The organism is Streptomyces lycii, assembly GCF_009735685.1.
In the GTDB taxonomy this organism is placed as follows: Bacteria; Actinomycetota; Actinomycetes; order Streptomycetales; family Streptomycetaceae; genus Streptomyces; species Streptomyces lycii.
On sequence record NZ_WHPN01000012.1, the window covers coordinates 1 to 7868 of the forward strand.

Here is a 7868-nt window from a genome sequence, read left to right on the forward strand (position 1 = left end):
CCGCGGGGCGTACCGCTCGGCCGTCATGTCCCCTCCAGTCGGGCTGTGTGCGCCACGGCCTGCCGGAGCACCGTGCCGGCACGGGGGACGGCCCGGCTACCGTCCCTGTCCCCCACGGCCCGCCCCGAGGTCGCGTACGGCGTCGGCGAAGGCTTCGCCGCGCTTGTTGTAATTGGTGAACATGTCCATCGAGGCGCAGGCGGGGGCCAGCAGGACGGTGTCCCCCGGCCGGGCGAGGTCCGCCGCCTCCCGGACCGCCGCGGCCATCGCCCCAGTGTCGGTCCGGCCGAGGTCGGTCACCGGCACATCCGGGGCGTGTCGCGCCAGCGCTTCCCGGATCAGGGCCCGGTCGCGGCCGATCAGGACGACCCCGCGCAGCCGGCCGGCCGCGCCCCGGACCAGCTCGTCGAAGGTCGCCCCCTTGGCGAGGCCGCCCGCGATCCAGACGATCGGGTCGTAGGCCGCGAGGGAGGCCTCGGTGGCGTGGGTGTTGGTCGCCTTGGAGTCGTCGACGTACGCGACGCCGTCGACGTCCGCGACGTGCTCGATGCGGTGGGCGTCGGGCCGGAAGGCGCGCAGTCCGTCGCGTACGGCGCGCGGCTCGACGCCGTACGCCCGGGCGAGGGCGGCGGCGGCGAGCGCGTTGGCGATGTTGTGCGGGGCGGGCGGGGAGACGTCCGCGACCTCGGCCAGCTCCTGCGCCTGCCGCTGCCGGTCCGGGACGAAGGCCCGGTCGACGAGGATGCCCTCGACGACGCCGAGTTCGGACGGGCCGGGGGTGCCGAGGGTGAAGCCGACGGCGCGGCAGCCCTCCTCGACGTCGGCGGCGCGGACCAGTTCCTCGGTGGCCTTGTCGGCGCTGTTGTAGACGCAGGCGACCTGGTTGCCCTCGTAGATCCGGCCCTTGTCGGCGGTGTACGCCTCCATGGAGCCGTGCCAGTCGAGGTGGTCCGGGGCCAGGTTGAGCACGGTGGCGGAGTGCGCGCGCAGGCTCGGCGCCCAGTGCAGCTGGTAGCTGGACAGCTCGACGGCCAGCACGTCGTACGGCTCTCCGCCCTCCTCGCTCCCGGCGAGCACGGCGTCCAGCAGGGAGACCCCGATGTTGCCGACGGCGGCCGTGCGCAGCCCGGCCGCCTCCAGGATGGCGGCGAGCATGCGCACGGTGGTGGTCTTGCCGTTGGTGCCGGTGACGGCGAGCCACGGCGCGGCGCCGGGCCCGCGGAGCCGCCAGGCCAGCTCGACGTCGCCCCACACCGGGACGCCCGCCGCGGCCGCGGCGGCGAACAGCGGTTTGTCGGGCCGCCAGCCGGGCGCGGTGACGATCAGCTCGGTGCCGTCCGGCAGCGTCGCCCCGTCGCCGAGGCGCACCGCGGCGCCGAGCGCCTCCAGTTCGGCGGCCTGCTGCCGCGACCGTTCGTCGTCCCCGTCGTTGACCACGGTGACCCGGGCGCCGAGGCCGAGCAGCACCCGGGCCGCGGGGACTCCGGAGACGCCGAGCCCGGCGACCGTGACGTGCTTGCCCCGGAAGCCGGGGCGGGAGTCTCCGGTCACTTGCCGGCCGCCCAGCCCGCGTAGAAGAGACCGAGTCCGACGATCACGCACATGCCCTGGATGATCCAGAATCTGACCACCACCAGCACTTCACTCCAGCCCTTCAGCTCGAAGTGGTGCTGGAGCGGTGCCATCCGGAAGACCCGCTTGCCCGTCAGCCGGAAGGAGCCGACCTGGATCACGACGGACATCGTGATGAGCACGAACAGGCCGCCGAGCAGGGCCAGCAGCAGTTCGGTGCGGGAGACGATGGCCAGGCCGGCTAGCGCGCCGCCGAGGGCCAGCGAGCCGGTGTCGCCCATGAAGATCTTGGCGGGCGAGGTGTTCCACCACAGGAAGCCGAAGCAGGCGCCCATCAGGGCGGAGGCGACGACGGCGAGGTCGAGCGGGTCGCGCACCTCGAAGCAGGCCGCCGGGTTGGTCAGCGCCTCGGCGTAGGCGCAGGACTCCTGGTGCTGCCAGATGCCGATGAAGGTGTACGCGCCGAAAACCATCACGGAGGCGCCGGTGGCCAGGCCGTCGAGGCCGTCGGTCAGGTTCACGCCGTTCGACATCGCGAGGATCATGAACAGCGCCCAGAGCACGAAGATCACCGGGCCCAGCGACCAGCCGAAGTCCTGGGTGAAGGACAGCTTGTCGGAGGCCGGGGTCTGGCCCCGGGCGTCCGCGAAGTTCAGCGACAGCACCGCGAAGGCGATGCCGACGATCAGCTGTCCCGCCATCTTCGCCTTGGCCCGCAGGCCCAGGCTCCGCTGCTTGACGATCTTGATGTAGTCGTCCAGGAAGCCGACCAGGCCCATGCCGGCCATCAGGAAGAGCACCAGGACACCGGAGAACGACGGGTCCGAGGCGGTGACCACCTTCGTCAGCGCGTACGCGATGAGCGTCGCCAGGATGAAGGCGATGCCACCCATGGTCGGGGTGCCGCGCTTACCGTGGTGCCCGCGCGGGCCGTCGTCCCGGATGTACTGGCCGTAGCCCTTCTTGGCCAGCAGCTTGATCAGCAGCGGGGTGCCCACCAGGGTCAGGAAGAGTCCGATGACTCCGGAGAAGAGGATCTGCCTCATCGGCCGGTGACCTCGCCCTCGCCCGCGGCACCGCCGCCGTCGGCGAGCAGCTCCTGCGCCACCCGCTCCAGCCCCACCGAACGGGACGCCTTCACCAGCACGACGTCTCCCGGCCGCAGCTCACTGCGCAACAGGTCGACCGCCGCCCGCGCGTCGGACACGTGCACCGACTCCTCACCCCACGAACCCTCGTTCTTGGCGCCCATGTCGAGCCAGCGGGCCTCCCGGCCGCCGACCGCCACGAGCTTGCTGACGTTGAGCCGGACGGCCAGCCGTCCGACCGCGTCGTGCTCGGCGAGTGACTGCTCGCCGAGCTCGGCCATTTCGCCGAGCACCGCCCACGTGCGGTTCCCCTTGCCCATGGCCACGAGCGCGCGCAGCGCCGCCCGCATGGAGTCGGGGTTCGCGTTGTAGGCGTCGTTGACGACCGTCACGCCGTCCGAGCGCTCGGTGACCTCCATCCGCCAGCGGGAGAGCTGGCCCGCCTCGGAGAGCGCGGTGGCGATCTCGTGGACGGGCATGCCCAACTCATGGGCGACGGCGGCCGCGGCGAGCGCGTTCGACACGTGGTGCTCACCGTACAGCCGCATGGTCACGGCGCCGCACCCGGTCGGTGTGTGAAGCGTGAAAGCGGGGGTGCCCGTGTCCGTCAGGCGGACGTCCTCGGCGCGCACGTCGGCGTCCGGGGACTCGCCGAAGAGGACCGTACGGGCCTTCGTACGGGCCGCCATGGCGCGTACCAGCGGGTCGTCGGCGTTCAGCACGGCGATGCCGCCCGCTTCGGCCGCCGGCAGCTCCTCGACCAGTTCGCCCTTGGCCTCGGCGATCTGCTCCCGGCCGCCGAACTCGCCGATGTGCGCGGTGCCGACGTTCAGCACGACGCCGATCCGGGGCGGGGTGAGCGAGGTGAGGTAGCGGATGTGGCCGATGCCGCGGGCGCCCATCTCCAGCACCAGGTGCCGGGTGCCGTCGTCGGCGCGCAGCGCGGTGAGCGGCAGCCCGATCTCGTTGTTGAGGGAGCCGGGCGGCCAGACCGTCGGGCCGAGCCGCTCCAGCGACTGCGCGATCAGGTCCTTGGTGCTGGTCTTCCCGGCGGACCCGGTGAGCCCGACGACCGTGGTGCCCAGCCGTTCCACGACGGCCCGGGCCAGCGCCCCGAGGGCCTTCTCCACGTCGTCGACGACGATCGCGGGCACGCCCTCGACCGGCCGGGAGGCGAGGACGGCGACCGCCCCGGACTCCACCGCGCCGTGCGCGAAGTCGTGGCCGTCGGCCTGCTCACCGACGAACGCGGCGAAGAGGCCGCCCGGGCGCACCTTCCGGGAGTCGATCTCCACGGAGCCGGTGACCCGGGCGTCCGGGTCGGGGCCGCCGTGGAGCCGGCCGGAGACGATGTCTGCGATCTCGGCGAGCGAGAGGGCGATCACCGGTCACCCCCGGTGCTGCCGGGGTGCTGCCGGGTGGAGGCGTGTACGCGCATGGCGGTCTGTCATCCCTGCTCGGTGTGGTGCGAAGAGGCCGATCGGCGGGTGTCCTCGGCGGTCCGGGCGCGGATCGCGTCGGCGAGCACCTCGCGGTCGTCGAAGGCACGTACGACGCCCGCGATGTTCTGTCCCTGCTCGTGGCCCTTGCCGAGGACCAGCACGGCGTCGCCGGGCTCCGCGCGGGCGACGGCGGCGGCGATGGCCTCCTCCCGTTCCGCGTGCAGCAGGACCTCGCCGCGCTCGTGCACCGGCACCTCGGAGGCGCCGGCGAGCATGGTCGCGAGGATCGCGAGGGGGTCCTCCGAGCGCGGGTTGTCGGAGGTCAGCACCGCGGTGTCGGAGAGCCGGGCCAGCGCGGCGCCCATCGGCATCCGCTTGTGCGGGTCCCGGTCGCCGCCGCAGCCGAGGACGGCGTGCAGCTTGCCGTCGGTCACCCGGCGGACCGCGCGGAGCACCGACTCGACGGCGTCGGGCTTGTGGGCGTAGTCGACGAACGCGAGATACGGCTGTCCGGCGTCCACCCGCTCCAGCCTGCCGGGGACGCCGGGAATGTCGGCGACGCCGTCGGCGGCGGTCTGCGGGTCGATCCCGGCGGTGACGAGGGCGGTGATCGCGGCGAGCGCGTTGGACACGTTGAACGGGCCGGGCAGCGGCACGGACGCCTGTACGGACTCGCCGTTCGGGCCGACGGCGGTGAAGACGGAGCCCAGCGGGCCGACCTCCGCCTTGTCGGCGCGCCAGTCGGCGTCCGGGTGGCCCTCGGCGGAGAACGTGGTCACCGGGACCTCGGACTCACGGGCGAGCCGTTTGCCGTACTCGTCGTCGATGTTGACGACACCGGCGCGGCTGCGGCGGCTGGTGAACAGCTGGGCCTTCGCCCGGAAGTAGTCCTCCATGTCCGGGTGGAAGTCCAGATGCTCCGGGCTGAGGTTGTTGAAGACCGCGACGTCGAAGACGCAGCCGTCGACCCGGCCGAGCACCAGGGCGTGGCTGGAGACCTCCATGGTGACCGCGCGGACCCCGCGCTCGCGCATCACGGCGAACAGCGCCTGGAGGTCGGTGGCCTCCGGGGTGGTCCGTTCGCTCTTGAGCCGCTCGTCCCCGATGCGGGACTCGACGGTGCCGATGAGCCCGGTGGGCCCGCCCTCGCCCTCGGCCACCTTGGCGGACGCGGCCCGCAGACCACCGTCGATCATGTACGCGGTGGTGGTCTTGCCGGAGGTCCCGGTGATCCCGATCTGGAGCAGGTCGCGCCCGGGGTCGCCGTACACGGTGACGGCCAGCTGGCCCATCCGGGCGCGCGGGTCGTCGACGACGAGCACGGGCAGCCCGGTCCCGGTGGCGCGCTCGGCCCCGCCGGGATCGGTCAGCACGGCGGCGGCGCCGAGGCCCGCGGCCTGGGCGACGAAGTCGGCGCCGTGCAGGCGGGCCCCGGGCAGGGCGGCGTAGACGTCACCGGGGCGCACGGCCCGGGAGTCGTGCGTGATGCCGGTGACGGCTGCCCCCTCGGCCCCGGCAGGCGGTTCGATGCCCAGCTGATCCGCCAGCTCCGCGACCGGCGTCGGGCGGACCTGGGAGGGGCGTGGCGCTCCGGGGTGTCCCGGGGAGGCGCTTCGGTGCGTGGTGTGGGACTGATCAGCGTGTGGCACGGCCGTGAGCGTACCGGGATCGGTGCCCGGCCCGCGAAACGAGGGTGTGCTCGGGATCTCGCCGGCCGGGGCCGCGGCCGGCGCGGGGCCGGGGTCCCCGGCGCCCGGGGTGGTGGTCGACACGGCTTCTGCGCTCCTCGTTCCGTGCGCTGTCTGTGCGCTGTTCCTGTGCGCCGTGGTGGGCGCGGTGCTGTCGGGTCCGCGCGCTGTCCGGTACGCGCTGCTGTCGGTCTGTACCCGGTGGTGCGCCGGGGCTGTGGTGCGTCGGGGCTGTGGTGTGCGCTGCGGTCTCCGGGCCGGGACGCGCCCGGGGGCCGGTGTCCGCAGCCGGTGCGGCGGCCCGCTCCGGTGCGTCAGTCGCCGGGTTCGAACTCCACCGGGAGTCCGGGCGGCTTCGTGCCCGTCGGGGGCACCTCCAGGGTCTTCAGGGCGAACTCCATGACCTTCTTGTGGACCGGCCCGCACACCTGGCCGCCGAAGTAGCTGCCCCGGGTCGGGTTCTGTACGGCGCAGTAGACGGTGAGCCGCGGCTTGTCCGCGGGGGCGAAGCCGGCGAAGGACGCGGTGTACCCCCGGTACCCGCCGGTCTCCGGGTCCACCCGGTTGGACGTACCGGTCTTGCCCGCGACCCGGTAGCCGGGGATCCGGGCCTTGGTGCCCGTGCCCTGCTCGTTGCCCACGACGGCCTCCAGCATCTTGGCGAGGGTCTTCGCCGTCTTCTCGCCGACGACCCGGGTCCGCTCCGGCTCGGGGGCCGGGACGAAGCTGCCGTCGGGCGCCCGCAGGCCCCGTACCAGCTGTGGCTCGATCCGTTCGCCGCCGTTGGCGATCGTCGAATAGATGGACGCGGCCTGCACGGCGTTGAGGGAGAGCCCCTGGCCGAACGGGATCGTGTACTGCTGGGAGGCGCTCCAGTCCTCGGGCTTCGCCAGGATGCCCGGGGTCTCGCCCGGGTAGTCCAGCCCGGTCGGCCGGCCGAGGCCGAACTTCCGGAGGTAGGAGTGCAGGACCCGGTTCGCCTCCTTCTGGGTCTTGCCGAGCTGCTCGACGGACAGGATCGTGCCGATGTTGCTGGACTTCGCGAGGACCCCGTTGAGCGTCAGGTACCAGGTGGGGTGGTCGACGTCGTCCGCGAAGCTGCGGTCGGCGCGGTGCAGCCGGTTCGGGACCGTGACGTGCGTGTCCGGGGTGGCCACGCCCTCCTCCAGCACGGCGGCCATCGACATCACCTTGCTGGTGCTGCCGGGCTCGTACGCGTCCTGGAGCGCCGGGTTGCCGAGGCCCGTACCGGTCTCGGAGGCCGAGGAGATGTCGTTGGGGTCGAAGCCCGGGGCATTGGCCATGGCCAGGATCTCGCCGGTCCGGGTGTCCTGCACGATGACGTACCCGCGGTCGGCGGCGGACTTCTCCACCTGCTCGGTGATCGCCTCCTGGGCGGCCCACTGGATGTCGCGGTCGATGGTCAGTTCGACGTCGGACCCCGGCACGGCGGGCTGCTCGCGCGCGCTCTCGGTGGGCACCCGGCGGCCGCCCGACTGCGCGTACGTGATGCGGCCGGGCTCGCCCGCCAGATCCTTCTCCAGCAGCGCCTCCAGGCCCCCGGCGCCCTCGCCCCTGGCGTTGACGAAGCCGAGTATCCCGGCGGCCAGCTCCTTGTTCGGGTAGACCCGCTTGCTGTGCGGCTCCTGGTTGATGCCCGCGAGGACGCTGACGTCGCCCGGGGCGGTCTTCTCCGCGAGCGCGCTCTTCAGGTCCTTGATCTGCTTCCACACCTGCGGGGTCCGGCTGCGGGCGAGCACCGCGTAGCGGGACTTCGGCGCGGACAGCTTCTCGGCCAGCTCCTCCGGATCCCGGTCGAGGATCGGCGCGAGCAGCTCCGCGGCCTGCTCGGGCCCGTCCCGCACGCCGGTCTGCGCGGGGGTGAGCAGCAGCGGGTCGCCGATGATGTCGTAGGCGTCGACGGTGGTGGCCAGCTCGCCGCCGGAGCGGTCGGTGATGGAGCCGCGCTCGGCCGCGATCTCGTACGTGACATAGCGGTTGACGTCGCCCTTGGCGGCGTACGTGTCGGCGTCGACGGCCTGCACCTGGAGGAGCCGGACGGTGAACGCCGTCATGAC

The 7868-nt window shown here is 73.2% G+C and carries 5 protein-coding genes; all 5 read right to left on the reverse strand.

All coding sequences use genetic code 11. The annotated features are described in order from the left end of the window. Positions 1 to 96 precede the first annotated feature (96 nt). A complete protein-coding gene (gene murD, locus GCU69_RS00455) occupies positions 97 to 1551 on the reverse strand; it encodes a UDP-N-acetylmuramoyl-L-alanine--D-glutamate ligase (RefSeq protein ID WP_156204813.1) in 1455 nt (484 codons plus the stop codon). Further along, on the reverse strand, positions 1548 to 2618 hold the full coding sequence (gene mraY / locus GCU69_RS00460) for a phospho-N-acetylmuramoyl-pentapeptide-transferase (RefSeq protein ID WP_098751465.1): 1071 nt from the start codon (positions 2616 to 2618) through the stop codon (positions 1548 to 1550). Before mraY ends, murD begins: the two co-directional genes overlap by 4 nt. Further along, a complete protein-coding gene (locus GCU69_RS00465) occupies positions 2615 to 4045 on the reverse strand; it encodes a UDP-N-acetylmuramoyl-tripeptide--D-alanyl-D-alanine ligase (protein WP_098751466.1) in 1431 nt (476 codons plus the stop codon). Before GCU69_RS00465 ends, mraY begins: the two co-directional genes overlap by 4 nt. A 62-nt stretch (positions 4046 to 4107) precedes the next feature. After that, positions 4108 to 5874: a UDP-N-acetylmuramoyl-L-alanyl-D-glutamate--2,6-diaminopimelate ligase gene (locus GCU69_RS00470; RefSeq protein WP_176604492.1), complete on the reverse strand. Its 1767-nt coding sequence runs from the start codon at positions 5872 to 5874 to the stop codon at positions 4108 to 4110. 230 nt (positions 5875 to 6104) lie between these two features. Continuing rightward, on the reverse strand, positions 6105 to 7868 hold a 1764-nt coding region (locus tag GCU69_RS00475), incomplete at its 5' end, for a peptidoglycan D,D-transpeptidase FtsI family protein (protein ID WP_235978110.1).

Excerpts from the sequence above, each read along its gene's own strand:
- mraY (WP_098751465.1), bottom strand. The coding sequence starts at position 2,618 with ATGAGGCAGATCCTCTTCTCCGGAGTCATCGGACTCTTCCTGACCCTG.